Genomic DNA, 24,028 nt, shown 5'->3' with positions numbered 1-24,028 from the left:
TTCCGCGTGAACAGCACATGAACGAGCCGGGCCGCGGCCCACGGGATTGGCTCGATCCCTACGACCACCGCACACAGACAGCACCGCACGCAGACACCAGCGCACGCAGAGACCACCGCACGCAGACGAGGAAGAGAGCCGGTCATGGACTTCCTTCGCCCCGCCGGCTGGGAGGAGGCGCTCGCCGTGAAGGCCGAGCACCCCACCGCTGTGCCCATCGCGGGCGGTACCGACGTGATGGTCGAGATCAACTTCGATCACCGCAGGCCCGAGTACCTCATGGACCTGAACCGCATCACCGACCTGGCCGAGTGGGAGGTCGGCGAGGACTCCGTACGGCTCGGTGCCTCCGTGCCCTACACCCGGATCATGGAGAACCTGAGCACCGAGCTGCCGGGTCTCGCCCTCGCCTCGCACACGGTCGCCTCCCCGCAGATCCGTAACCGCGGCGGCGTGGGCGGGAACCTCGGCACCGCCTCCCCGGCCGGCGACGCCCACCCGGCACTGCTCGCCGCAGGCGCCGAGGTCGAGGCCGAGTCGGTGCGCGGCACGCGCCGCATCCCGATCGACGCGTTCTACACCGGCGTGAAGCGCAACGCGCTGGAGCCCGACGAGCTGATCCGCGCCGTGCACATCAAGAAGGCCGAAGGACCGCAGCAGTTCTCCAAGGTCGGCACCCGCAACGCCATGGTCATCGCCGTGTGCGCCTTCGGCCTCGCCCTGCACCCCGACACCCGTACCGTCCGCACCGGCATCGGCTCGGCCGCACCCACCCCGATCCGTGCCACGGCCGCCGAGGAGTTCCTGAACGCGGCGCTCGAAGAGGGCGGCTTCTGGGACAACGGGAAGATCATCACCCCGTCGGCCGTCAAGCGGTTCGCGGACCTGTGCGCCGCCGCCTGCAACCCGATCGACGACGTCCGGGGCACCGCCGGGTACCGCCGCCACGCGGTCGGCGTCATGGCGCGCCGGACGCTCACCTGGGCCTGGGAGTCGTACCGCGGCGCCCGCCGCACCACGGAAGGAGCCGCGTGATGCGCGTCAACTTCACCGTCAACGGACGTCCGCAGGAGGCCGACGACGTGTGGGAGGGCGAGTCCCTGCTGTACGTGCTGCGCGAGCGGATGGGCCTGCCCGGCTCCAAGAACGCCTGCGAGCAGGGCGAGTGCGGCTCCTGCACGGTCCGCCTGGACGGCGTGCCGGTGTGCTCCTGCCTGGTCGCGGCCGGCCAGGCCGAGGGCCGCGAGGTCGTCACCGTCGAGGGCCTGGCGGAGTTCGCCCGGCAGCGCGCCGAGGGCGACGCCACCTCCGGTGCCCGCGACGGCGCGAGCGCCTCGCTGGACGCGGCGAGGCGGTGGCAGGCCGCCGGGACCGACTCGCAGACCGGCGAGAGCATCGAACTGGCCCCGGTCCAGCAGGCGTTCATCGACGCCGGCGCCGTCCAGTGCGGCTTCTGCACACCCGGACTGCTGGTCGCCGCAGACGAGATGCTGGAGCGCAACCCGAGCCCGACCGACGAGGACATCCGCGAGGCGCTGTCGGGCAACCTGTGCCGCTGCACCGGCTACGAGAAGATCATGGACGCGGTCCGCCTGGCCGCGGCCCGCCGGTCCGAGGGAGCCGGAGCATGACTGCCAACGGCGCACCCACCGGCATCACCCAGGGCTCCCGTACCAAGGGCGGCATCGGCGAGTCCACGCTCCGCCCGGACGGCGTCCTCAAGGTCACCGGCGAGTTCGCGTACTCGTCCGACATGTGGCACGAGGACATGCTCTGGGGCCAGATCCTGCGCTCCACCGTCGCGCACGCCGAGATCGTCTCCATCGACACCGGCGAGGCGCTCGCCACCCCCGGCGTGTACGCCGTCATGACGTACGACGACCTGCCGACCGAGGTGCGCCACTACGGACTGGAGATCCGGGACACCCCGGTCCTCGCCCACGGCAAGGTCCGCCACCACGGCGAGCCGGTCGCGATCGTCGCCGCCGACCACCCGGAGACCGCGCGCCGCGCCGCCGCCAAGATCAAGGTGGAGTACCGGGAGCTGCCCCTCGTCACCGACGAGGCCTCCGCCACCGCCCCCGACGCGATCCTCGTCCACGAGCACCGCGACGACCACCACATGGGCCACGTCCCCCACCCCAACATCGTGCACCGCCAGCCGATCGTGCGCGGCGACGCCGACCGGGCCGCCGGGCGCGCCGACGTGATCGTCGAGGGCGACTACCACTTCGGCATGCAGGACCAGGCCTTCCTCGGCCCCGAGTCCGGTCTCGCCGTGCCCGGCGAGGACGGCGGCGTCGACCTCTACATCGCCACCCAGTGGCTCCACTCCGACCTGCGCCAGATCGCCCCCGTGCTCGGCCTGCCCGAGGACAAGGTGCGGATGACGCTGTCCGGCGTCGGCGGCGCCTTCGGCGGGCGCGAGGACCTGTCGATGCAGATCCACGCCTGCCTGCTCGCGCTGCGCACCGGCAAACCCGTCAAGATCGTCTACAACCGCTTCGAGTCCTTCTTCGGCCACGTCCACCGCCACCCGGCCAGGCTCCACTACGAGCACGGCGCGACCAGGGACGGCCGCCTCACCCACGTGAAGTGCCGCATCGTCCTGGACGGCGGCGCCTACGCCTCCGCCTCCCCGGCGGTCGTCGGCAACGCCGCCTCGCTGTCGGTCGGACCGTACGTGTGCGACGACGTGGACATCGAGGCCCTCGCCCTCTACTCCAACAATCCGCCCTGCGGCGCCATGCGAGGCTTCGGCGCGGTCCAGGCGTGCTTCGCCTACGAGGCGCAGATGGACAAGGTGGCCGCGGAACTCGGTCTGGACCCCGTGGAGTTCCGCCGGATCAACGCCATGGAGCAGGGCACGGTCATGCCCACCGGCCAGCCCGTCGACTCGCCGGCGCCGGTCGCCGAACTCCTGCGCCGCGTCAAGGCGATGCCGATGCCGCCGGAGCGCCAGTGGGAGTCCAGCGAGGGCGCCGACGTACGGCAGCTGCCCGGCGGCCTGTCCAACACCACGCACGGCGAGGGCGTCGTACGGGGCGTCGGCTACGCGGTCGGCATCAAGAACGTCGGCTTCTCCGAGGGCTTCGACGACTACTCCACCGCCAGGGTCCGCATGGAGGTCGCCGGCGGCCGGCCCGTCGTCACCGTGCACACGGCGATGGCGGAGGTCGGCCAGGGAGGCGTCACCGTCCACGCGCAGATCGCCCGCACCGAGCTGGGCGTCACCCAGGTGACCATCCGGCCCGCCGACACCCAGGTGGGCTCGGCCGGCTCCACCTCGGCCTCCCGGCAGACCTACGTCACCGGCGGCGCCGTCAGACACGCCTGCGAGCTGGTGCGCGAGCGGGTCCTGGAGCTCGGGCGCCGCAGGTTCGGCTCGTACCACCCCGCCTGGGCGAGTGCCGAACTCCTTCTGGAGGGCGGCAAGGTCGTCACCGACGGCGGCGAGGTCCTCGCCGACCTCGTGGACGTCCTGGAGGACGAGGTGGTCGAGGTCGAGGAGGAGTGGCGGCACCGGCCGACCGAGCCCTTCGACCTGCGCACCGGCCAGGGCAACGGCCACGTCCAGTACTCCTTCGCCGCGCACCGCGCCGTCGTCGAGGTCGACACCGAACTCGGCCTGGTCAAGGTGATCGAGCTGGCCTGCGCCCAGGACGTCGGCAAGGCGCTGAACCCGCTCTCCGTGATCGGCCAGATCCAGGGCGGCACCGTCCAGGGCCTGGGCATCGCGGTGATGGAGGAGATCGTCGTCGATCCCGTGACCGCCAAGGTCAGGAACCCGTCCTTCACGGACTACCTGCTCCCCACGATTCTCGACACGCCGGCCCTACCGGTCGACGTGCTCGAACTCGCCGACGACCACGCGCCGTACGGGCTGCGCGGCGTCGGCGAGGCACCCACCCTGTCGTCGACCCCGGCGGTCCTCGCGGCCATCAGGGACGCGACCGGGCTGGCGCTCGACCGCACGCCGGTACGACCGGAACACCTCACCGGCACGGCGGGCTCCGATCGACACCCCCAAGACCCTCCGGGCGGCGCACGGAACGTCACACCCTCCGCGCCGCCCGGAGCACAGACCAAGTCCCGCTCCGCTCGCGGTACTTGAAGTACCACCAGTACTACCAGTACCACCACACATGCGTTCGTCTCGGGCCGTCCCCCGGGTCGTGCATATCCCAAATCCCGGGGCCGCCCCAGCGGCCGACCGGGTGCACCTATGAACCTTGGGAGACGGCCCCATGACCCAGCAGTCAGTGGAGCCCAAGATCACCGCCGAGGACGCGGGCGCGGGTTCCCGCGTCCCCGGCGGACGATCTTGGCTCGACCGGTACTTTCACATATCCCACCGGGGATCGACGGTCGCGCGTGAGGTGCGCGGCGGCATCACCACCTTCATGGCGATGGCGTACATCGTCCTGCTCAACCCCGTGATCCTGTCCGGCAAGGACGCGGCCGGCGACACCCTGGGCCAGAAGGCCCTGATCACCGCGACGGCGTTCGCCGCCGCGCTCACCACGCTCCTGATGGGCTTCGTCGGCAAGGTACCGCTCGCCCTGGCCGCCGGACTCTCGGTCTCCGGAGTGATCGCCGGGCAGGTCGTCCCGCAGATGACCTGGCCGCAGGCCATGGGCATGTGCGTGATGTACGGCGTGGTGATCATGCTGCTCGTGGTCACCGGGCTCCGCGAGATGATCATGAACGCCATCCCGCTGGCCCTCAAGCACGGCATCACCATGGGCATCGGCCTGTTCATCGCCATCATCGGCCTGGTCAAGGGCGGCTTCGTCCACGCGGGCGAGGCGACCCCGCTCACCCTCGGCCCGGCCGGGGAACTCGCCGGCTGGCCCGTCCTGCTCTTCGCGGGCACCCTGCTGCTGATCTTCATGCTCCAGGCCCGCAACATGCCCGGGGCCATCCTGATCGGCATCGTCACCGGCACCATCGTCGCCGCGATCCTGAACGCCACCGGGGTCATCGACCCCAAGCAGTGGGCCAACGGAGCCCCCGAACTGCACGGCAGCGCGGTCTCCATGCCGGACTTCTCGCTCTTCGGCAGCCTGGAGTTCGGCGGCTGGGGCGAGGTCGGCGCGATGACGGTCGGCATGATCGTCTTCACGCTGGTGCTCGCCGGGTTCTTCGACGCGATGGCCACCATCATCGGCGTCGGCACGGAGGCCAAGCTCGCCGACGACAAGGGCCGGATGCCGGGTCTGTCGAAGGCGCTGTTCATCGACGGCGCCGGCGGTGCCATCGGCGGTGTGGCGGGCGGCTCCGGCCAGACCGTCTTCGTCGAGTCCGCGACCGGCGTCGGCGAGGGGGCCCGCACCGGGCTCGCCTCGGTCGTCACCGGCGCGTTCTTCGCGGCCTGCCTCTTCTTCACGCCGATCACCGCGATCGTGCCGCAGGAGGTCGCCTCGGCGGCCCTGGTGGTCATCGGCGCGATGATGATGATGAACGCCCGGCACGTGGACTGGGCCGACCGGGCCACCGCGATCCCGGTCTTCCTGACCGTCGTCCTGATGCCGTTCACGTACTCCATCACGGCGGGTGTCGCCGCCGGTGTCATCTCCTACGTCGCCATCAAGGTCGCGCAGGGCAGGGCCCGGGAGATCGGCGCGTTCATGTGGGCCCTGACGGTGGTCTTCGTCGTCTACTTCGCCCTCAATCCGATCGAGAGCTGGATGGGCGTGCACTGACCGCCACGACGGGAACCCTTCACGTACCCGTCGTCCAGGGAGGACCGGAAGATGCTGGACATCGCCGAAGAGCTGCACCGGTGGGTCGAGCAGGGACGCGACTTCGCCGTGGCCACGGTGGTGGCCGTCGGCGGCAGCGCGCCCCGCCTGCCCGGCGCCGCCCTCGCGGTGGACGCCGACGGCACGGTCGTCGGTTCGGTCTCCGGCGGATGCGTGGAGGGGGCCGTGTACGAGCTGTGCCGGCAGGCCCTCCAGGACGGCGGAACCGTCGTGGAGAGCTTCGGGTACAGCGACGAGGACGCCTTCGCCGTGGGTCTGACCTGCGGCGGGGTCATCGACATCCTCGTCACGCCGGTACGGGCGGCGGATCCCGCCCGTCCGGCACTGGCCGCCGCGCTCGCCGCCGCCGCCCGCGGGGAGACGGCGGCCGTCGCCCGGATCGTGAGCGGTCCGGCGGACCTGGTGGGCCGCGCGCTCGTCGTCCGGGCGGACGGCTCCCGCACCGGCGGCTTCGGCGGCCACCCCGAGCTGGACCGCACGGCGGCCGCCGAGGCGGTCGCCTTCCTGGACGCGGGCCGCACCGGCACCGTCGAGATCGGTGAGCAGGGCTCGCGCTGCGGAGCACCGCTCACCATGCTGATCGAGTCCTCCGTACCGGCCCCACGCATGATCGTCTTCGGCGCGATCGACTTCGCGGCGGCACTCGTGCGGGCCGGCAAGTTCCTCGGCTACCACGTGAGCGTGTGCGACGCCCGCCCCGTCTTCGCCACCCCGGCCCGCTTCCCGGACGCGGACGAGATCGTCGCCGAGTGGCCCCACGAGTACCTGGCACGCACCGCCGTCGACGCCCGTACGGTGCTGTGCGTGCTGACCCACGACGCCAAGTTCGACATACCGCTGCTCCGGCTGGCGCTGCGCCTTCCGGTGGCGTACGTCGGCGCGATGGGCTCCCGCCGCACCCACCTCGACCGCGAGGCCCGCCTGCGCGAGGCCGACCTGAGCGACCTGGAGCTGGCCCGCCTCAGGTCGCCGATCGGCCTCGACCTCGGCGCCCGCACCCCCGAGGAGACGGCCCTGTCCATCGCCGCCGAGATCGTCGCGACCCGGCACGGCGGCACGGGCACCTCCCTGACCGGCGCCCACACCCCGATCCACCACGACGGCCCGACGGCCCCGGCGGGGCGCATCGGCTCGGTGGCGTAGCGACCCGGACGGATGCGGCGCGCCCTGTTCGCGCGGGGTCCGGCCCGCGACCTGCTGTGGTGGCACGGACGCCTCTGCGAGCGGCGCCCGCCCCGCGTTCCACCGGAAGGGCCCCGAGGTGCGGCACCGGACGCACCGGCTCGGTGGCCCGGGGCCCCGGGCGCTGTCCGCAGGCGCCAGGCGGACAGGGGCCCGTGCCCGACCGCGCGTCGGGAGAGGCCCGGTCTCCGGTGGAACCGGCTCGCCGCCCGCCGTGCCCTCGGGCGTCCTCCGCCCCCGACGAACCCGACGAACCCGACGATCGCGCCGCGTTCGCGTCGCATTCCGTCGGGACCGGCCCGACGGAATGCGGCCAGGGCTCCCTCGGGCCGGCATCAGTCCAGCCGCGGGGCCGTCCTGGTCAGGGACACCTCCGCGACCACCGGCCGGTGGTCCGAGGCCGTGGGCTCCTGCGGGACCGCGACGTCGCGCACCCGTACGCCCTGGCCCACGGCCACGTAGTCGATCCGCTTCACCGGGTTCTCGGCCGGATACGTGTCCGGAGTCCCGGCTCCCGCGTCGCGCAGCTCCTTCCACAGCGGCGCCAGCTCGGGTGCCGAGGGCTCGGCGTTGAAGTCGCCGAGCAGGAACTGGCGGGCGCCCGGCAGTTCCGCCCGCTCCCGGGCCATGATCCGCCGGGTGTCGGCGACCTGGGCCCGACGCACCGCCGGGTCCGCCCGGTAGTCGAGGTGGGTCACGAACACCTGCACCGGCACTCCGCGCACCTTGAGCGTCACCTCGCCGAACCCGGGTGCGGGGGCCGGCAACGGGTTCTCGTCCTGCGTGGACAGGCGCGTGATCTCGTGGTTCGTCGCGGAGCGGACCGGGAAGCGGGACAGCACCGCCACGCCGTACTCGCGCCGGGGTTCCCCGGCCGTCACCGGATCGAGGCTGTAGATCGGCGCGAACGACACCCGCATGCCGAGCCGCCGCGCCAGTTCCCCGGCCACGTCGAGCCCCTGGCTGCGGGCTCCCCAGTGCACGTCGACCTCCTGGAGGCCGATCACGTCCGCGTCGAGGGCGCGCAGCGCGGCGGCCTGCCGGTCGAGGTCGAAGACGCCGTCCGAGCCAGCCCCGGCGTGGATGTTGTAGGTGGCGATGCGCAGCGGGACCGGGTGACCCTGGTCGGTGGCGGAGGCGGGCGGTGCCGCCACGGCCAGCGTCAACACGGCGCCCGCGAGGGACAGTTGGGTGAAGGTGCGCGCTCTGAGAGACATGCCGGCACGGTACGCGGGAAACGGCGTCCGCGAGGCGCGCGGCGCGATCCCGACCGCGACCCGTTCCCCGCCCGCAACCCCCGGTTCACGGCTGCCGGAGCAGGTGGTTGACCGTGCGGCCGAAGACATGGCGCCCCGAGCGGCCGAGGACACCGTCGAGGAAGGGCGGCAGGAACCGGACGTCCAGCTCCTCGCGCCACACGACCCGCGCCCGGCCGCCGGGTCCCGTCCCGACCTCGATCTCCGCCCAGCCCGTGACCACCCGGCCGCGTTTCTCCAGCCGGCACCGGCCGGGGACGTCCTCCCGCGGGGGCTGCCAGACCGTCACCTCCATCGCGTCGTCGAAGGTGAGCGGCCCGGCGCCGGTGCGGGCCACGACCAGCGTGCCCCGGCGGGTGGGGCCGGGAGGGGCGGCGGTGACCCGGGTCAGCGGCACGGTGTCGCCGTGCCGCTCCCACCGGGTGAGCCGGCGCCAGGCCTCGTCCGGGGCGAGCGGGGCGGTGCGTTCGAGCGAGAAGGTGGCCACCGGACGATCGTAGGCAACGCGCCCACCGGTGCACCGGTACTACCGGTAGACCTTGCCCGGCTCGGCCTTCCCCGGGGCCAGCAGCTGGGGGACCGTCACGAAGACGTAGCCCCGCTTCTTGAGCGCGTCGATGATCCCGGGCACGGCGGGCACGGTGCCGTCGTAGATGTCGTGCAGCAGGATGATGCCGTCCCGGGACGACTGGTCCAGGACCCGCTCGGTGATCAGGTCGGAGTCGTTCGTCCTGTAGTCCTTGGCGGTCACGCTCCACAGCACCTCCGCCAGCCCCAGCTCACGGCAGATGTCGTGCACCGTGTCGTCCGTGCGGCCCTGCGGCGGGCGCATCAGCGTGGGGCGCTCGCCCGTCAGGCGCTCTATCTCCTTGTTCGGGCGCTCCAGCTCCTCGCGTATCTCGTCCGGTTCGGCGTCCGTGAGGATCTTGTGCGTCCAGGTGTGGCTGGCGACCTCGTGGCCCTCGTCGGCCATGCGCCTGACAAGTTCCGGATACGTGTCGATGTGGCGCTTGCCGAGCAGGAAGAAGGTCGCCGGGACCTGCTTCTCCTTGAGTATGTCGAGCAGCCGGGCGGAGTTCTCGCTCGGTCCGGCGTCGAAGGTCAGCGCGATGCACTTGGCGCGCGCGCAGTCCACGGTGCCGAGCCCGCCCGCGCGGGCCTGGGCGCCGCCCGCGCCTCCCTGGGAGTCGGCCGCGTCGGCCTGGGTGTCGGCGGCGTTGCGGACGGAGCTGGGGGAGTGCGTCTCCAGCTTCGTGCAGCCGCTCAGCGCGAGGGTCAGCGAGGCTGCGGCCGCGAAGGTCGCGAGCACACGCAACCTGGTCCCCGTTTTCGTCATCTTCCTGGTCAGCGAAGGCATGCGAGGACTATACGCTGCGAGTATATACGCAGTTTATAGTGCCCTCTTCGGGTGGTCGTCCGTTTCGCTGATACGAATGAGTGTTCGAGGTAGCGGTGCGCTCACCGGGTTACTCAGCCGACACGCATGTGACGGTGAGAGTGAGGAGAAGCCCGTGAGCGAGAGCCCCGGGGCCGCCGGCCCCCGAAGCGGACGTACCTGGCGACGGGCCCTGGTGACCGGCGGCGCCGGATTCGTGGGATCCCACCTGTGCGGCCGCCTGCTCGACGCCGGTACCGACGTCGTCTGCCTCGACAACCTGGCCACCGGCTCCCGTGCCAACGTGGCCGACCTGGAGCGGCGGCGCGGATTCCGGTTCGTCCGGGCCGACGCCACCGACCCGATGGCCCTGCGCGGCCTGCCCGGCCGGTTCGACCTGGTCCTGCACTTCGCCTGCCCCGCCTCGCCCGCCGACTACCTCCGGCTGCCCCTGGAGACCCTCGACGTCGGCAGCACCGGCACCCGCAACGCCCTGGAGCGGGCCCACGCCGACGGCGCCCGCTTCCTGCTCGCCTCGACCTCCGAGGTCTACGGCGACCCGCTGGAGCACCCGCAGCGCGAGACGTACTGGGGCAACGTCAACCCGGTCGGCCCGCGCAGCGTCTACGACGAGTCCAAGCGCTTCGCCGAGGCCCTGGTCACGGCCCACCGCCAGGTGCACGGCACCGACGCCGCCATCGTCCGCATCTTCAACACCTACGGCCCCCGCATGCGCACCGGCGACGGCCGGGCCGTCCCCACCTTCATCGCCCAGGCGCTGGACGGCATGCCGCTCACCGTCGCCGGCGACGGCGGCCAGACCCGCTCCCTGTGCTACGTCGACGACACCGTGGCGGGCGTCCTGGCCCTCGCCGCGTCCGGGGAGAGCGGGCCGATGAACATCGGTGGCGCCGACGAGATCACCATGCTGGAACTGGCCCGCCGGGTCGTCGAACTCACCGGCTCAGGCTCCCGCATCCGCTTCGTCGAACGTCCCGTCGACGACCCCGGCCGGCGCAGGCCGGACACCAGCCTGGCCCGGGAGCGGCTGGGCTGGCGGCCGACCGTGAGCTGGAACGAGGGGCTGGAGCGGACGATCGGCTGGTTCGCGCACGCCGTCGCCGCCTGACGCAGGTCCAAAGGAGTCACTTACAGTGACAAACCGTCTTTTCTCCGGAAGTGACCTGTCTCCAAGTGTTTGAGGCAACTTCCCCGCGGCACCCGCGACGCCGAGAGAGGAGCCCCACCCCATGCGCATCCTTGGTATCAACGCCCTGTTCCACGACCCGGCCGCCGCGCTCGTCGTCGACGGCCGGACCGTCGCGGCCGCCGAGGAGGAGCGGTTCAGCCGCCGCAAGCACGGCAAGCGGCCGGTGCCCTTCTCCGCCTGGGAGGTTCCGGAGCTGTCGGCGCGGTGGTGCCTCGAGCACGCCGGGGTGCGGCCGGGGGAGCTGGACGCCGTCGCGTACTCCTTCGACCCCAAGCTCGCCCGGCCCGCCCGCGACATGGGCCTGGACGACCCCTGGGACCCGCTGCGGCTCGAGTACGCGCGCCGGGCCCCCGAGTTCCTCGCCGACGCGCTGCCCGGGCTCGACCCCGACCAGGTCGTCTTCGTCCCGCACCACGTGGCGCACGCCGCCTCCGCGGGACCGGCCTCGCCCCACCCCGACAACGACGTCCTCGTCCTCGACGGCCGCGGCGAGTCCGCCTCCCACCTGGCCGGCCGCTACCGCGACGGCAAGCTCGACGTCCTCGCCACGCAGGCGCTGCCGCACTCGCTCGGCCTCGTCTACGAGGAACTGACCGAGCACCTCGGCTTCCTGCGCAGCAGCGACGAGTACAAGGTGATGGCCCTCGCCTCCTACGGCACCCCCCGCCACCTCGACCGGCTGCGCGAGCACATCCACGCCACCGGCGACGGCGGCTTTCGCGCCCACGGCGTCGACTGGGCGGCCCTCGCCCCGCCGCGCGCCAAGGGCGAGGACTGGACCAAGGACCACGCGGACCTGGCCGCGAGCACCCAGGCCGTCCTTGAGGAACTGCTCCTCGAACTCGTCCACTGGCTGCACCGCGAGGCCGGGGGCCAGGCCCTGACCATGGCGGGCGGCGTCGCGCTCAACTGCGTCGCCAACTCGAAGATCGCCGCCCGCGGCCCGTACCGGCACGTGTGGGTGCAGCCCGCTGCCGGTGACGCCGGCACCGCCCTCGGCAGCGCCCTGCACGTGGCCGCCGCCCAGGAGGGTGCCGCGCCCGAGCCGATGCCCGGCGCCGACCTCGGCCGCGGCTGGAGCGACGACGAGATCCGCGCCTGGCTGGAGACGGCCGCCATCCCCTACGAGGAGCCGGACGACATCGCCGAGACCGTCGCCGAGGAGCTGGCCCGGGACGGCGTCGTCGCCTGGTTCCAGGGCCGCAGCGAGTTCGGGCCGCGCGCGCTCGGGCACCGCTCCCTGATGGCCCACCCGGGCCGCGCGGAGAACCTCGAACGCCTCAACCACGTCAAGGGCCGCGAGGAGTTCCGCCCCGTCGCGCCCATGGTGCTCGCGGACCGCGCCGCCGACATCTTCACCGGGCCGATCCCCAGCCCGTACATGCTCTTCGTGCACGACGTCGACCCCGTTTGGCGCGACCGCATCCCGGCCGTCGTCCACGTCGACGGCACCGCCCGCATCCAGACCGTCGAGGAACGCCGCGAACCCCTCGTCGCGCGCATGCTGGCCGCCTTCGAACGGCGCACCGGGCTGCCCGTCGTCGTCAACACCAGCCTCAACACCGCCGGGCGGCCCATGGTCGACGACCCGCGCGACGCGCTGGAGTGCTTCGGCTCGGCACCCGTGGACCTGCTGGCCATCGGCCCCTTCGCGGTGCGCCGGGGAGGGGCGTTCGCATGAGCACCGCCCCCGGGACCGGCGGCCCGCGCACCGGTTACGCCGTCGTCGTCCCCACCCTCGTACGGGACACGCTGGCCGACTGCCTGGCCGCGCTGGTCGCCGCGCACGGGCCGGACCCCGACGAGATCGTCCTGGTCGACGACCGGCCGGAACCCGACGCCGACCCCGACGCGCTGGAACACGCCCTGACCGTCCTCGGCGACCTGCGCGAACGCACGGTGGTGCTGCGCAGCGGGGGGCGAGGGCCCGCAGCCGCCCGCAACACGGGTTTCCGCGCGGTCACCTCGCCCTGGACCGCCTTCCTCGACGACGACGTCCAGGTCGGCCCGCACTGGTGCGACCAGCTGATCCAGGACCTCGCCGAGGCGGCACCCGACACCGGCGCCGTGCAGGGCGTGATCGCCGTGCCGCTGCCGGGCGAGCGCCGCCCCACCGACTGGGAGCGCGGCACCGCGGGCCTCGCGCAGGCCCGGTGGATCACCGCCGACATGGCCTACCGCACCGACGTGCTCAAACAGGTCGGCGGCTTCGACGAACGCTTCACCCGCGCCTTCCGCGAGGATGCCGACCTCGCGCTGCGCGTCCTCGACGCGGGCTGGCGCATCCGGCGGGGCCGCCGCACCACCCGCCACCCCGTACGCCCCGCCGCGCGGTGGGTCTCGCTGAAGCAGCAGCGCGGCAACGCCGACGACGCCCTGATGCGGCGGCTGCACGGCCCCGACTGGTGGGCCAAGGCGGTCGCGCCCCGGGGCCGGATCCGGCGCCACGCCGCGATCACCGCCGCCGGTGGCGCGGCCCTCGCCCTCGCCGCCGCCGGACGGCCCCGGGCCGCCGCGGTCGCCGCGCTCGGCTGGGCCGCGGGCACCGCCGAGTTCGCCTGGGCCCGCATCGCGCCCGGACCGCGCACCCGGCACGAGATCACGACCATGCTGGTCACCAGCGCGCTCATCCCGCCCGCCGCGACCTGGCACCGGCTCAGCGGACTCGTGCGCCACCGGAGCGCCCCCGCCTGGCGGGAGGTGGCCGCATGAGTCCCGCGGGACCGGTGAAGGCCGTCCTCTTCGACCGCGACGGCACCCTCGTCCACGACGTCCCCTACAACGGCGACCCGGAGCGGGTGCGGCCCGTCGAAGGCGCCCGCGAGGCGGTGGCGCTGCTGCGCGAGCACGACGTCCGCGTCGGCGTCGTCACCAACCAGTCCGGCGTCGCCCGCGGCCTGATCAGCGACAGCGACGTCCGGCGCGTCAACCGCCGTATCGACGAGCTGATCGGCCCCTTCGACGTCTGGGCGGTCTGCCCGCACGGCCCCGACGACGGCTGCCACTGCCGCAAGCCGGAGCCCGGCCTGGTCCTGTGGGCGGTGGGCCGCGTCTGCACCGCCCCCGCCGACTGCGTCGTCATCGGCGACATCGCCGCCGACATCCAGGCCGCCGAACGCGCGGGCGCCCACGGCATCCTCGTCCCCAACGACCGCACCCGCCCGCAGGAGACGGCCGCCGCGGCCCACGTCGCCCCGGACCTCCTCACCGCCGTCCGAGCCGTCCTCGACGGCCCGCCCCGGGGCCGGGTCCTGGCGAACGAGCGCCCCCTGGAGACGCCGCACGGCCCGGCCGAGCAGGACGGCCCACGCACCGCCACCCCTGCCGACCGCCCCGGACCCGCGACGATCCCACCGGCCACCACCCCCGGGCCGGGTGCCTTCGCCCCCGGGGACATCCCCGAACCCCCGGCTCCCACCGAGGCCGGCCCCGACGGCGTGAGCGGGAGCGGTTCGGCCGCCGCCGCAGGGGCGGGGCGGATGCGGGCCGTCGACGACAGCCGCGGGAGGCCGACATGAAGGCGCTCGTCACCCGGCTCGACAGTTTCGGCGACGTACTGCTCGCCGGGCCCGCCGTGCGGGCCGTCGCCGCGCGGGCCGACCACGTCACCATGCTGTGCGGGTCACGCGGCGCGCCCGCCGCCCGGCTGCTGCCCGGCGTCGACGAGGTGCTGGTATGGGAGGCGCCGTGGGGCGGGTTCGAGCCGCCCGACGTGCGGCGGGAGGACATCGACGCCCTCGTGGAACGGATCGACGCCGACGCGGCGCTGATCCTCACCTCCTTCCACCAGTCCCCGCTGCCCACCGCCCTGGTGCTGCGCCTCGCCGGCGTCCGGCACATCGCCGCGGACAGCGTGGACTACCCAGGATCGCTCCTCGACCTGCGCCACCACCGCGCCCCGCACGCCCACGAGGCCGAGGCCGCGCTCGACCTCGCCGAGGCGGCCGGGTTCCCCCGGGCCGACGACGGGCGGCTGCGCGTGCACACGCCGCCGCCCGCCGACGCGCTCACCGGCCCCGGCCCCTACGTCGTCCTGCACCCCGGCGCCAGCGTCCCCGCCCGCGCCTGGAGCCCCGAGCGCGCCGCCGAGGCGGTACGCGAACTCGCCTCCGCCGGGCACCGCGTGCTGGTCACCGGCAACCCCGACGAGCGCGACCTCACCGCGTACGTCGCCGGCGAGCACGGCACCGACCTCGGCGGCCGCACCGACGCCCCCGAACTGGCCGGCGTCCTCGCGGGCGCCGCCGTCGTCGTCACCGGCAACACCGCGCCCGCCCACCTCGCCGCAGCCGTCGGCACCCCCGTCGTCTCCCTGTTCGCCCCCGTCGTACCCGCCGAGCGCTGGCGGCCGTACGGCGTCCCCTACGTCCTGCTGGGCGACCAGGACGCGCCCTGCGCCGACAGCAGGGCCCGGGACTGCCCCGTCGCCGGGCACCCCTGCCTGAACACCGTCACGGCCACCGACGTGGCCACCGCAGTCGAGAAACTGATGGGGGAGACATGAGGATCCTGATCTGGCACGTGCACGGGTCGTGGACCACGGCCTTCGTGCAGGGCCCGCACACCTACCTCGTCCCCGTCACCTCCGACCGCGGACCCGACGGCCTCGGCCGCGCCCGCACCTGGGACTGGCCCGACTCCGTCGTCGAGGTACCGCCCGAGCGGCTGCGGGACGAGGACATCGACCTCGTGATCCTCCAGCGCCCGCACGAACTCGACCTCGTCGACCGGTGGCTGGGACGCCGCCCGCCGCTGGTCTACCTGGAGCACAACGCCCCCGACGGCGACGTGCCCCACACCCGCCACCCGGCCGCGGACATCCCCGGCGTCACCCTCGTCCACGTCACCCACTTCAACCGGCTGATGTGGGACGCGGGTCCGACGGACACCGCCGTCGTCGAGCACGGCATCGTCGACCCCGGCCACCGCTGGACCGGCGAGCTGGAGCGCGCCGCCGTCGTCGTCAACGAGCCGATCCGGCGCGGCCGTACCACCGGCACCGACCTGCTCCCCGTCTTCTCCCGCGCGGCCCCGCTCGACGTGTTCGGCATGCGCACCGAAGGGCTCGCCGAGCACCTCGGCGTCGACCCCGGCCGCTGCCGCACCCAGGACGTCCCCCAGAGCGACCTGCACACCGAACTGGCCCGCCGCCGCGTCTACGTCCACCCCGTCCGCTGGACCTCCCTCGGCCTGTCCCTGCTGGAGGCCATGCACCTGGGCATGCCCGTGGTCGCCCTCGCCACCACCGAGGTCGCCGAGGCCGTGCCCCCGGGCGCCGGGGTGGTCTCCAACCGCATCGACGTACTGACCGACGCCGTACGCGACTTCCTCGCCGACCCGCTGCACGCGCGGACGGTCGGCGACGGGGCCCGTGCGGCGGCCCTCGCCCACTACGGGCTGTCCCGCTTCCTGGACGACTGGGAGCGGCTGCTCAAGGAGGTGACCCGATGAGGATCGCCATGGTGTCCGAGCACGCGAGCCCGCTCGCCGCGCTCGGCGGCGTCGACGCCGGTGGACAGAACGTCTACGTGGCCCGTCTCACCGAGGAGTTGGCCAAGCGCGGCCACGACGTCACGGTCTACACCCGCCGCGACGCCGCGGACCTGCCCGACCGGGTGCCGCTGCCCGGCGGCGCGGTCGTCGAGCACGTGCCGGCCGGACCGCCCGTGCCGGTCCCCAAGGACGAACTCTTCCCGCACATGCCCGCCTTCGGCGCCCACCTGGCCCGCGCATGGGGGCGGGAGCGGCCCGACGTGGTGCACGCCCACTTCTGGATGTCCGGCATGGCCTCGCAGATCGGCGCGGGCCCGCACGGCATCCCCCTCGTCCAGACCTTCCACGCCCTCGGCACCGTCAAGCGCCGCCACCAGGGCATGCGGGACACCAGCCCCTACGAGCGCATCGGCATCGAGCGGCAGCTCGGCCGCGGCTGCGCACGGGTCCTGGCCACCTGCACCGACGAGGTCGTCGAACTCGGCGACATGGGCGTCCCGCCCCGGCAGGTCTCCGTGGTGCCCTGCGGCGTGGACGCCGAGCACTTCCACCCCGCCGCCGACACCGGCCGCACCCCCGAGCGACGCCTGCCGCACCGGCTGCTCGCCTGCGGACGGCTCGTCCCCCGCAAGGGCTACGACCAGGCCATCCGCGCCCTGGCCCACATCCCAGACACCGAACTCCTCATCGCGGGCGGCCCGCCCGCCGGCGCCGTGGAGGCCGAACCCGAGGCGCAGCGCCTGACCGGCATCGCCCGCCGCGCAGGGGTGGCCGACCGGGTCCGGCTGCTCGGCGCCGTCGACCCGGACGACATGCCCGCCCTGCTCCGCAGCTCCGACCTGGTGCTGTGCACCCCGGTGTACGAGCCGTTCGGCATCGTGCCGCTGGAGGCCATGGCGTGCGGCGTGCCCGTCCTCGCCACCGACGTCGGCGGCCACCGCGACTCCGTCGCCGACGGCGTCACCGGGCGCCTGGTCGCCCCGCAGGACCCTGAGGCCGTGGCCGAGGCCGCCCGCGAACTCCTCGCCGACGAGCGGCTGCGCCGCCAGTACGGCAGGAACGGCCGCGAACGCGTCCTGCGGCACTACACCTGGGCGCGCGTCGCCGACGGCGCGGAACAGGTGTACCGCCTGACCCGCTCCGAGCACGAGGTCTCCACGGAGGTGGCGTCATGACCGTGCACCCGCCCGTCGTCGGGCACTGCGACGAACTCCAGGAGGCGCTGGGGGCGTTCCGCGCCTCCGCGCACGTCACCCAGCGCTGGGGCGACCGGCTCGCGGCCGTGCTCAGCGGCGGCGGCCGGCTGCTCGCCGCGGGCAACGGCGGCAGCGCCGCCCAGGCCCAGCACCTGACCGCCGAACTCGTCGGCCGTTACCGCGACGACCGGCCCCCGTTCTCCGCGATCGCCCTGCACGCCGACACCTCCTCCACCACCGCCATCGCCAACGACTACGGCGTCGACGAGGTGTTCGCCCGCCAGGTCCGCGCCCACGGCCGCGAGGGCGACGTCCTGATGCTGCTGTCCACCAGCGGCGCCAGCGCCAACCTGCTCTCCGCGGCCGACGCGGCCCGCGCGTCCGGAGTACGGGTGTGGGCACTCACCGGCTGCGCCCCCAACCCGCTCATGGCGGGCAGCGACGAGTCCCTGTGCGTCGAGGCCCCGTCGACGGCCACCGTCCAGGAGATCCACCTCGTCGCCGTCCACATGATCTGTGCGGCCTTCGACGCGGCCCTGGAGCGCGGCGCACGTGGTGCGCGGGGTGCGGGGCGCGCGGCGCAGCGGAAGCGGAGGTGACGGGACGCATGACTGACAGGACCCCGCTGGTCGTGGTGGGCGACGCACTGCTCGACCGCGACCTGACCGGCTCCGCCGACCGGCTCGCACCGGACGCGCCGGTCCCGGTCGTCTCGGAGTGCGCCGAGCGGATCCGCCCCGGTGGCGCCGCCCTCGCCGCGTACCTCGCCGCCCGCGACGGCCGCGAGGTCACGCTCATCACGGGCGTCGGCGACGACCCGGCCGGGCTCGCCCTGCGCGAACTGCTCGCCCCCTGGCTGACACTGATCCCCCTGCCCCTGACCGGCACGGTGCCGGAGAAGACCCGCGTCCTCGCCCAGGACCGTCCCGTCGTCCGCCTCGACCGGGGCGGCGGTAGGGTCCGCGAAGCCACGGACGAGGCCCGTGACGCGCTGCGTTCCGCCCGGGCCGTCCTGGTCTCCGACTACGGCCGCGGCGCGGCGGACGCCCTGCGCGACGTGCTCGCCGCGCGCCCGCCGCTGGTCTGGGACCCGCACCCGCGCGGGGGCGCGCCGGTCCCCGGCACCCGTCTGGTGACCCCGGCCGAGAAGGAGGCCCACGGCTTCGCGACGGACCAGGGCCACCCGGGCGGCGGTCTGCGCGCCGCCGCGCTCAACGCCGCCGCACTCGTACGGGACTGGCGGGCGGCCGCGGTGACGGTGACCCTCGGCTCGCGCGGCGCGCTCCTGTCCTACGGCGAGCACCCCCTCCTCGTCCCGGCGCCCGCCGCCCACCACGGCGACTCCTGCGGCGCGGGGGACCGGTTCGCGGCCACCGCGGCCGGGCTGCTCGCCGACGGGGCGCTGGTGGGGGAGGCCGTCGAGGGCGCGGTGAGCGCCGCCACGGCCTTCGTCGCGGCGGGCGGCGCGGCCGCCGTGCCCCCGGCCGACTCCGGCCAGGCCCCCGCCTCGCCGCCCGACACCGACGACCCCGGTGCCCTGACCGCCCGGATCCGCGCCGAACACGGCACGGTCGTCGCCGCCGGCGGCTGCTTCGACCTCCTGCACGCCGGACACGTGGGCCTCCTCCAGGCCGCCCGACGGCTCGGCGACTGCCTGGTCGTCTGCGTCAACTCCGACGCCTCCGTCCGGCGCCGCAAGGGCGGTGGCCGCCCCGTCAACCCCCTCGCCGACCGCGTCCGCGTCCTGCGCGCGCTCGCCTGCGTCGACGCGGTCGCCGTCTTCGACGAGGACACCCCCGAACGCCTCCTCGGCGACCTGCGGCCCGACGTCTGGGTCAAGGGCGGCGACTACGCCGGCGCCGACCTCCCCGAGGCCGCGCTCCTCCAGGAGTGGGGCGGCCAGGCGGTCCTCCTGCCCTACCTGGACGGCCGCTCCTCCACCGCCCTGCTGGCCCGCGCCGCGGAGGGGGCCCGATGAGGCCTCCCGCGCAGGAACGACCCCGCGCCCACCTCCCCTTCGGTGCCCCGCCGGCCCGCGCGGGCCACCCGCCTCGGCGCTCGGCGCCGGTGGCCGGTCATGGGCCGGGGGCCGGGGTGCGGGCCGTCCCCGGCGTGCGGTGGGCGGCCGGCTGCGTGGCGGTGGGGGAGGGGACGCCGGCGGGGGCGATCCGCTGCGGACCGGGAGGACGTACGGACGCGGGCGCCGCGTCCGTGGCTGACCGGGCGGCCGGGGTGGGTGCGACGGTGTCCCGAGGGCCGGGTGGCGCTCCGCCACCGGGGTCCGCCGGCGGACCCGTCACCGGGGACCCGGTGCACCCGCCGGTCGCAGGTGCAGGGGTGGTGCGCCCGGCACGGGCCGGCTCACAAGCGGCGCGCCACGAGGGCGGGGACCAGCCCCGCGTACTGGTGCTGCGTGCCCTCGGGCTCGGGGACCTGCTGGCCGGGGTGCCCGCCCTGCGGGCGCTGCGGCGGGCGTACCCCGGGCACGAGCTGGTGCTGGCCGGCCCCGCCGAGCTGGCCCCCGTGGCCGCCGCGACCGGTGCCGTGGACCGGGTGCTGCCCGCCGCCGAACCCGGGCGAGCCGTCCCGCGCACCCTCGACTGGACCGGCCCCCCTCCCGACGTCGCCGTCGACCTGCACGGCAACGGGCCGCCCAGCCACCGCCTCCTCACCCGCCTGCGCCCGCGCAGACTGCTGGCGTTCGCGCACCCCGAAACCCCGGAGGTGGACGGCCCGCCCTGGTACGCCGAGGAGCACGAACGCGAGAGGTGGTGCCGACTGCTGCGCGCGTACGGCATCGACGCCGACCCCGCCGACCTGCGGCTGCCGCGCCCGGCCGCACCGTCCCCCGCCCCCGGCGCCGTCGTCCTGCACCCCGGCGCCGGCGCACCCTCCCGCTGCTGGCCCGTGGAACGGTACGCGGCCGTCGCCGAGGCGCTGCGCGCACGCGGGCGCCGGGTCGTGGTCACCGGGGGAGCGGACGAGGCGGACCTCGTGGCCCGACTGGCCAAGCTCGCCGACCTGCCCGACACGGACGTCTTCGGCGGCGGCCTGCCCTACGACCGGCTCTCCGCCCTGGTCGCCGGCGCCCGCGCCGTCGTCAGCGGCGACACCGGCATCGCCCACCTCGCCGTCGCCCACGCCACGCCCTCCGCCACCCTCTTCGGCCCGGTCCCGCCCAGCCGCTGGGGCCCGCCGCCCCACCCCCGTCACCGCGCCCTGTGGCACCCGGGCCCGGACGGCGACCCGCACGGCCACGAGACCGACCCCGCGCTGCTGCGGATCACCCCCGACGCCGTGCTCGAAGCGCTGGACGCACTCGACGCCCCGCACACCCCGGAAGAGGGACCATGAACCACGCCGCGCACCACGGCCCGACGACCACCCGCGAACGGCCCCACCCGGACCCCACGCGACCCGCCCCCGTCGGCATCGTCATCGCCACCCGGAACCGCTGCGCGAGCCTCGCCGTCACCGTGCGGAACCTGCTCGCCCTGCCCGAGCGGCCCGAGGTCCTCGTCGTGGACAACGCCTCCACCGACGGCACCCGCGCCATGCTGGCCCGCGACTTCCCCCGGGTCCGCGTCCTCGCCCTGCCGTTCAACCGCGGCGCCCTCGCCCGTACCCACGGGGTCCGCGCCCTGGACACCCCGTACGTCGCGTTCAGCGACGACGACTCCTGGTGGGCGCCCGGCTCCCTGAGCGCCGCCGCCCGGCACTTCGACGAGCATCCCCGGCTCGGCCTGCTCTCCGCCCGCACCCTCGTCGGGCCCGGCGACGCCGCCGACCCCCTCAACGACCTGCTCGCCGACTCCCCGCTCGGCACGGCCACCGACCTCCCCGGCACCCAGGTGCTCGGCTTCCTCGGCTGCGCCGCCGTGGCCCGCCGCACGGCCTACCTCGACGCGGGCGGCTACCACCCGCTGCTCTTCTTCGGCGCCGAGGAGACCCTCCTCGCCTACGACCTGGCGGCCCGCGGCTGGGGCGTCACCCACTGTCCCGACGTGGTGGCCCACCACCACCCGGACCCGCGCCCCCGCACCGGCCGCTCCGCCGTCGTACGCCGCAACGAACTCCTCACCGCCTGGCTGCGCCGCCCACTCCCGTACGCGCTGGCCCGCACCCGTGCCCTCGCCGCCGACGCCCGCCGCGACCCGCACGCCCGGCACGCCCTGCGCGAGACGCTCACCCGCCTGCCCGCCGCCCTGCGCGCCCGCAGGCCCCTGCCCCCGCACGTGGAACGGGCCGCCCGCCTCCTCGACGGGGCCGACACGACTTACGCAGCCGACGGAGCGGCCTCATGACGGACACCCGGACCACCGTCGTCGTCATCACCCACAACCGGTGCGCCGAACTCCTGCGCACCCTGGACCGGCTCGCCGAACTCCCCGAACAGCCGGCGGTGATCGTCACCGACAACGGCTCCACCGACGGCACGGCCACCGCCGTCGCCCGCCACCACCCCGGCGTACGGCTCCTGCGCCCCGGCCGCAACCTCGGCGCCGTCGGCCGCAACCTGGCGATCCGTCAGGTCCGCACCCCCTACGTCGCCTTCTGCGACGACGACTCCTGGTGGGCGCCCGGCTCCCTGTCCGCAGCCGCGGACCTGCTCGACCGGTACCCGGCGGTCGGCTCGGTCACCGCCCGCATCCTGGTCGAACCGGACGGCACCGAGGACCCGATCGTCAAGGAACTGCGCGACTCGCCCGTACCCCGCCCCGACTGGCTCCCGGGGCCGGCGCTCGGCTCCTTCCTGGCCGCCGCGACCGTCCTGCGCACCGACGCGTTCCGCGTCGCGGGCGGCTTCCACCCACGGCTGTGGCTGGGGGGTGAGGAAGAGCTGCTCGCCGCCGACCTGGCCGCCAACGGCTGGTGGCTGACGTACGCCGACCACCTGACGATCCATCACCACCCGTCCCGGGTACGGGACTCGACGGTCCGGCGGGCGCACGGCATCCGCAACACCCTGTGGTTCACCTGGCTGCGCCGCCCGGTCGGCCCCGCCCTGCGCCGCACCCTCCACCTGGCCCGCACCGTCCCCCGCGACACGGCGTCCCTGCGCGCCTTCGCGGAGGCGATGGCCGCGCTGCCCTGGGTGCTGCGCGAACGCCGGGTGCTGCCGCCGGAGGTCGAGGCCCGGCTCCGGTCACTGGAACCCGCCCAACGCGACTCGACGGCGCGCAGCTACACCGGCTGACACCCCCTAGCCCTCCGTCCACCGGCACAACAGCCGGAACACCGCGAACAGCGTCACCGGCCACACACCGGCGAACGCCCAGATCACGCCGGGCGCGGACGTGACGATGCCGACGACCATCAGCGTCACCGCCACGGCGAGCAGCAGAAGTACGGTCGGCGTGCGCGGGCGGTATGCCGCCAGGCGGGCGGGGTCGGGGCAGCGGCGCAGCCGCAGCGTGCGCAGGCGCCGGTCGAGGCGGCGGTCGCGGCGCAGTGCCCGTTCGACCTCGTCGAGTATGCGTTGCTCGTGATCGGGGAGCCGGCCGATGGACACGATGTCTCCTCCTGGGGGGCGGACCGACCACCGTCGAGTGCCCGCGCCGCCGCGTGACTAACCGCCCGCCCGGGCCGTCATCGCCCCGCCCCGGCCGCCGACGCCGCCCGCAAGGCCGCCACCAGGCCGTCCGCCGCGTCCGGCACCGAGTCCGGCACCGAGTGCGCCGCCCGGAACCGCGCGCCGATCCGTGCCGCTTCCGCCCGCCCGTCGGCCAGGCACCAGTCCCACCAGCGCTCCAGCGGCCCCTGCGCCGGTGCCTGCGCCGATGTCTCCGCGAGGTGCTCGGCGGGCACCAGCGCCGGCCAGCCACAGGTGCGGGCCTGCGCCGTCACCTTCGCACCGCCCTCGACCGGATCCACCGCCAGCGCGGGGACCCCCGCCCGCAGCGCGAGGACCAGCCCGTGCAGCCGGTCGGTGACGACCAGATCGAGCCGGGACAGTACGGCCTCCAGCTGGGCCGGCGTGCCGCACAGCCGCCAGTCGTGCGCGTCGAGCCGGGTCTCCAGCTCGAGCCGGGCACAGTCCCGGCCGGCCAGCCAGCGCGTCAGTACGGCGGCGACCTCCTCGTGCCGTCGCCGCCCCCCGTACTCGTGCTGCCCGTGGGTGAGCACCACCCCGACGACGGGCACCGCGGGGAGCGCCGGAGCACGGGCCGCGAGGTCCAGTCCCGGACCGCGTCCGGCGGCGTCCCGGGCCAGCACCCGGTGGAAGCCGGTGACGGCGGGGGAGTCCGGGTCGACCACGGAGACGCCGACGGCGATCCGCACACAGTGCGCGAACCGGCGGTGCAACTCCTCGATCTGCGTCCCGTGCACCGGCCCGCACACGAACACCAGCCGGGAGTACGCCGCCGGGTCCACGTCCGCGAAGTGCGTACCGCCGGCGCGGAACCCGGGGCTCCACACGACGTCGTACGCCAGCCCCGCGTCCCGCAGCACCTGCTCCACCCGCGCCAGCGCCAGCACGTCCCCGGCCGTCGCCTCCCCGTGCAGGAAGCTGAACCAGCCGGTCACCAGGATTCTGTCCCGTTCGTACA

Annotated in this window: 22 protein-coding genes; 17 read left to right on the top strand and 5 right to left on the bottom strand. The window is 74.8% G+C overall.

Features of this window, described 5'->3' with window-relative positions; translation table 11 throughout:
- Nucleotides 1-144: 144 nt before the first annotated feature.
- The 5 genes from ABS735_RS26105 (at nt 145) to ABS735_RS26085 (ending at nt 6,908) form a co-directional block, all read left to right on the top strand.
- A complete protein-coding gene (locus tag ABS735_RS26105; RefSeq protein ID WP_373903825.1) occupies nt 145-1,035 on the top strand; it encodes an FAD binding domain-containing protein in 891 nt (296 codons plus the stop codon).
- Nucleotides 1,035-1,631, top strand: coding sequence for a (2Fe-2S)-binding protein (locus ABS735_RS26100; protein WP_373903826.1), 597 nt, complete (start codon nt 1,035-1,037; stop codon nt 1,629-1,631). Before ABS735_RS26105 ends, ABS735_RS26100 begins: the two co-directional genes overlap by 1 nt.
- Nucleotides 1,628-4,114, top strand: coding sequence for a xanthine dehydrogenase family protein molybdopterin-binding subunit (locus tag ABS735_RS26095; RefSeq protein ID WP_373903827.1), 2,487 nt, complete (start codon nt 1,628-1,630; stop codon nt 4,112-4,114). Before ABS735_RS26100 ends, ABS735_RS26095 begins: the two co-directional genes overlap by 4 nt.
- A 133-nt stretch (nt 4,115-4,247) precedes the next feature.
- Nucleotides 4,248-5,705 carry an NCS2 family permease gene (locus ABS735_RS26090; RefSeq protein ID WP_373903828.1) on the top strand — a complete coding sequence of 486 codons (1,458 nt, stop codon included), beginning with the start codon at nt 4,248-4,250 and terminating at the stop codon, nt 5,703-5,705.
- Between the two features lie 51 nt (nt 5,706-5,756).
- Nucleotides 5,757-6,908, top strand: a complete 1,152-nt coding sequence (locus ABS735_RS26085) for an XdhC family protein (protein WP_373903829.1) — start codon at nt 5,757-5,759, stop codon at nt 6,906-6,908.
- 374 nt (nt 6,909-7,282) lie between these two features.
- On the opposite strand, the gene ABS735_RS26080 is transcribed toward ABS735_RS26085, so the two are convergent.
- The 3 genes from ABS735_RS26080 to ABS735_RS26070 form a co-directional block, all read right to left on the bottom strand.
- Complete coding sequence (locus ABS735_RS26080; protein WP_373903830.1) at nt 7,283-8,164, bottom strand: endonuclease/exonuclease/phosphatase family protein; 882 nt, start codon at nt 8,162-8,164, stop codon at nt 7,283-7,285.
- A gap of 85 nt (nt 8,165-8,249) precedes the next feature.
- A complete protein-coding gene (locus ABS735_RS26075; protein WP_373903831.1) occupies nt 8,250-8,690 on the bottom strand; it encodes an SRPBCC family protein in 441 nt (146 codons plus the stop codon).
- Between the two features lie 39 nt (nt 8,691-8,729).
- On the bottom strand, nt 8,730-9,560 hold the full coding sequence (locus tag ABS735_RS26070; RefSeq protein WP_373903832.1) for a polysaccharide deacetylase family protein: 831 nt from the start codon (nt 9,558-9,560) through the stop codon (nt 8,730-8,732).
- A gap of 154 nt (nt 9,561-9,714) precedes the next feature.
- On the opposite strand from ABS735_RS26070, the gene ABS735_RS26065 reads away from it, so the two are divergent.
- From ABS735_RS26065 to ABS735_RS26010, 12 genes are all read left to right on the top strand, one after another.
- Nucleotides 9,715-10,707, top strand: coding sequence for an NAD-dependent epimerase/dehydratase family protein (locus ABS735_RS26065; protein ID WP_373903833.1), 993 nt, complete (start codon nt 9,715-9,717; stop codon nt 10,705-10,707).
- Between the two features lie 121 nt (nt 10,708-10,828).
- Entirely contained in the window at nt 10,829-12,469 is a 1,641-nt protein-coding gene (locus ABS735_RS26060) for a carbamoyltransferase family protein (protein WP_373903834.1), read from the top strand.
- The gene (locus tag ABS735_RS26055; RefSeq protein WP_373903835.1) at nt 12,466-13,500 is read left to right on the top strand and encodes a glycosyltransferase; all 1,035 of its coding nucleotides are present in this window, start codon (nt 12,466-12,468) and stop codon (nt 13,498-13,500) included. Before ABS735_RS26060 ends, ABS735_RS26055 begins: the two co-directional genes overlap by 4 nt.
- Nucleotides 13,497-14,306, top strand: coding sequence for a D-glycero-alpha-D-manno-heptose-1,7-bisphosphate 7-phosphatase (locus ABS735_RS26050; protein WP_373903836.1), 810 nt, complete (start codon nt 13,497-13,499; stop codon nt 14,304-14,306). The genes ABS735_RS26055 and ABS735_RS26050 overlap by 4 nt, the downstream gene beginning before the upstream one ends.
- Nucleotides 14,303-15,292, top strand: coding sequence for a glycosyltransferase family 9 protein (locus tag ABS735_RS26045; protein ID WP_373903837.1), 990 nt, complete (start codon nt 14,303-14,305; stop codon nt 15,290-15,292). The genes ABS735_RS26050 and ABS735_RS26045 overlap by 4 nt, the downstream gene beginning before the upstream one ends.
- On the top strand, nt 15,289-16,239 hold the full coding sequence (locus tag ABS735_RS26040; RefSeq protein WP_373903838.1) for a glycosyltransferase: 951 nt from the start codon (nt 15,289-15,291) through the stop codon (nt 16,237-16,239). Before ABS735_RS26045 ends, ABS735_RS26040 begins: the two co-directional genes overlap by 4 nt.
- Nucleotides 16,236-17,456, top strand: coding sequence for a glycosyltransferase (locus tag ABS735_RS26035; protein WP_373903839.1), 1,221 nt, complete (start codon nt 16,236-16,238; stop codon nt 17,454-17,456). The genes ABS735_RS26040 and ABS735_RS26035 overlap by 4 nt, the downstream gene beginning before the upstream one ends.
- Nucleotides 17,453-18,076, top strand: coding sequence for a D-sedoheptulose-7-phosphate isomerase (locus ABS735_RS26030; RefSeq protein WP_373903840.1), 624 nt, complete (start codon nt 17,453-17,455; stop codon nt 18,074-18,076). Before ABS735_RS26035 ends, ABS735_RS26030 begins: the two co-directional genes overlap by 4 nt.
- An 8-nt stretch (nt 18,077-18,084) precedes the next feature.
- Nucleotides 18,085-19,455: a D-glycero-beta-D-manno-heptose 1-phosphate adenylyltransferase gene (rfaE2, locus tag ABS735_RS26025; protein ID WP_373903841.1), complete on the top strand. Its 1,371-nt coding sequence runs from the start codon at nt 18,085-18,087 to the stop codon at nt 19,453-19,455.
- 359 nt (nt 19,456-19,814) lie between these two features.
- A complete protein-coding gene (locus ABS735_RS26020; RefSeq protein WP_373903842.1) occupies nt 19,815-20,831 on the top strand; it encodes a glycosyltransferase family 9 protein in 1,017 nt (338 codons plus the stop codon).
- Nucleotides 20,828-21,781 (top strand): glycosyltransferase family 2 protein, encoded by a 954-nt coding sequence (locus tag ABS735_RS26015; protein WP_373903843.1) that lies wholly within the window; start codon nt 20,828-20,830, stop codon nt 21,779-21,781. Before ABS735_RS26020 ends, ABS735_RS26015 begins: the two co-directional genes overlap by 4 nt.
- The gene (locus ABS735_RS26010; protein WP_373903844.1) at nt 21,778-22,674 is read left to right on the top strand and encodes a glycosyltransferase family 2 protein; all 897 of its coding nucleotides are present in this window, start codon (nt 21,778-21,780) and stop codon (nt 22,672-22,674) included. Before ABS735_RS26015 ends, ABS735_RS26010 begins: the two co-directional genes overlap by 4 nt.
- Nucleotides 22,675-22,680: 6 nt before the next feature.
- Here the strand turns inward: ABS735_RS26010 and ABS735_RS26005 are convergent, their stop codons facing one another.
- Together ABS735_RS26005 and ABS735_RS26000 are read right to left on the bottom strand one after the other, a co-directional pair.
- Nucleotides 22,681-22,989 (bottom strand): DUF3040 domain-containing protein, encoded by a 309-nt coding sequence (locus ABS735_RS26005; RefSeq protein ID WP_373903845.1) that lies wholly within the window; start codon nt 22,987-22,989, stop codon nt 22,681-22,683.
- 77 nt (nt 22,990-23,066) lie between these two features.
- A complete protein-coding gene (locus ABS735_RS26000; protein WP_373903846.1) occupies nt 23,067-24,005 on the bottom strand; it encodes a polysaccharide pyruvyl transferase family protein in 939 nt (312 codons plus the stop codon).
- Nucleotides 24,006-24,028 lie beyond the last annotated feature (23 nt).

Source organism: Streptomyces sp. MMCC 100 (assembly GCF_041538145.2).
In the GTDB taxonomy this organism is placed as follows: Bacteria; Actinomycetota; Actinomycetes; order Streptomycetales; family Streptomycetaceae; genus Streptomyces.
The sequence above is the reverse complement of the archived record's forward strand: the minus strand, read 5'-3'. Positions and strand labels throughout refer to the sequence as shown.

Excerpts from the sequence above, each read along its gene's own strand:
- ABS735_RS26105 (WP_373903825.1), top strand. The coding sequence starts at position 145 with ATGGACTTCCTTCGCCCCGCCGGCTGGGAGGAGGCGCTCGCCGTGAAG.
- ABS735_RS26100 (WP_373903826.1), top strand. The coding sequence starts at position 1,035 with ATGCGCGTCAACTTCACCGTCAACGGACGTCCGCAGGAGGCCGACGAC.
- ABS735_RS26095 (WP_373903827.1), top strand. The coding sequence starts at position 1,628 with ATGACTGCCAACGGCGCACCCACCGGCATCACCCAGGGCTCCCGTACC.
- ABS735_RS26090 (WP_373903828.1), top strand. The coding sequence starts at position 4,248 with ATGACCCAGCAGTCAGTGGAGCCCAAGATCACCGCCGAGGACGCGGGC.
- ABS735_RS26085 (WP_373903829.1), top strand. The coding sequence starts at position 5,757 with ATGCTGGACATCGCCGAAGAGCTGCACCGGTGGGTCGAGCAGGGACGC.
- ABS735_RS26080 (WP_373903830.1), bottom strand. The coding sequence starts at position 8,164 with ATGTCTCTCAGAGCGCGCACCTTCACCCAACTGTCCCTCGCGGGCGCC.
- ABS735_RS26070 (WP_373903832.1), bottom strand. The coding sequence starts at position 9,560 with ATGCCTTCGCTGACCAGGAAGATGACGAAAACGGGGACCAGGTTGCGT.
- ABS735_RS26060 (WP_373903834.1), top strand. The coding sequence starts at position 10,829 with ATGCGCATCCTTGGTATCAACGCCCTGTTCCACGACCCGGCCGCCGCG.
- ABS735_RS26055 (WP_373903835.1), top strand. The coding sequence starts at position 12,466 with ATGAGCACCGCCCCCGGGACCGGCGGCCCGCGCACCGGTTACGCCGTC.
- ABS735_RS26050 (WP_373903836.1), top strand. The coding sequence starts at position 13,497 with ATGAGTCCCGCGGGACCGGTGAAGGCCGTCCTCTTCGACCGCGACGGC.
- ABS735_RS26045 (WP_373903837.1), top strand. The coding sequence starts at position 14,303 with ATGAAGGCGCTCGTCACCCGGCTCGACAGTTTCGGCGACGTACTGCTC.
- ABS735_RS26040 (WP_373903838.1), top strand. The coding sequence starts at position 15,289 with ATGAGGATCCTGATCTGGCACGTGCACGGGTCGTGGACCACGGCCTTC.
- ABS735_RS26035 (WP_373903839.1), top strand. The coding sequence starts at position 16,236 with ATGAGGATCGCCATGGTGTCCGAGCACGCGAGCCCGCTCGCCGCGCTC.
- ABS735_RS26030 (WP_373903840.1), top strand. The coding sequence starts at position 17,453 with ATGACCGTGCACCCGCCCGTCGTCGGGCACTGCGACGAACTCCAGGAG.
- rfaE2 (WP_373903841.1), top strand. The coding sequence starts at position 18,085 with ATGACTGACAGGACCCCGCTGGTCGTGGTGGGCGACGCACTGCTCGAC.
- ABS735_RS26015 (WP_373903843.1), top strand. The coding sequence starts at position 20,828 with ATGAACCACGCCGCGCACCACGGCCCGACGACCACCCGCGAACGGCCC.
- ABS735_RS26010 (WP_373903844.1), top strand. The coding sequence starts at position 21,778 with ATGACGGACACCCGGACCACCGTCGTCGTCATCACCCACAACCGGTGC.